1 pseudogene is annotated in these 783 nt (G+C 70.4%); it reads left to right on the top strand.

Annotated elements, in window-relative coordinates:
• Nucleotides 1–783, top strand: a pseudogene (locus ACFP9U_RS25225) (double-strand break repair protein AddB); the annotation flags it as partial.

Below are 783 nucleotides of genomic sequence, written 5' to 3'. Positions count from 1 at the left end.
CCCCCCATCGGCGCGCTCGAGCGCACGCTCCTTCTCGCGCCGCTGGTCCGGGCCTGGAAGGCGCGCGTGCCGGCGCATGTGGCGGCCCTTTTCGAAGAAGGCGTGGTCGTGCCAGCCTCGCTGAGCGACAGCCTCTGGCTTGCCCGTGACCTCGCCGCGCTCATGAATGAGGTGGAGACGGAAAATGCCGACTGGCGCAAGCTGACCGAACTGGTCCCACGTGAACTCGCCGGCTGGTGGCAGGTCACGCTCGAGTTCCTGAACATCGTTACCGGCATCTGGCCCGATGTTCTGGCAGAGCACGACCGCTCGAACCCCGCCGCCCACCGCAACGCCATGCTGGCGGCGGAGGCGGAGAGGCTTAAGGCCAATCCCGGCAGCGGCCCGGTGATCGCCGCCGGCTCCACCGGCTCCATTCCCGCCACCGCCGAGCTCCTGCGTACCATCGCACGCCTCGAAAACGGCGCCGTCGTCCTGCCCGGGCTCGATCTCTCCCTCGACGAGGAGTCGTGGCGGGCCGTCGGCGCCAGCGAGGAGCCGTCCGCCTGCGGCCATCCGCAGTTCGGCCTGAAGAAGCTGGTCGCCGCCCTTGGTATCGAGCGCCCGGACGTGGCGGAAATCGCTGCGCCCGGGCCCGCCCTTGCTGCCCGGCGCCGGTTGATCAGCGAAGCCTTGCGCCCGGCGGAAACGACCGATCTGTGGGCCGGCGGCAGAGAGACCGTGGACCGCGCGCTGGCCGAAGGCGCACTCACAGAGGCCAGCCTCATCGAAGCGGCGAACGAG

Source organism: Nitratireductor sp. GCM10026969 (assembly GCF_042660605.1).
Lineage (GTDB): Bacteria > Pseudomonadota > Alphaproteobacteria > Rhizobiales > Rhizobiaceae > Chelativorans.
This window is presented reverse-complemented; position numbering and strand designations above follow the sequence as displayed.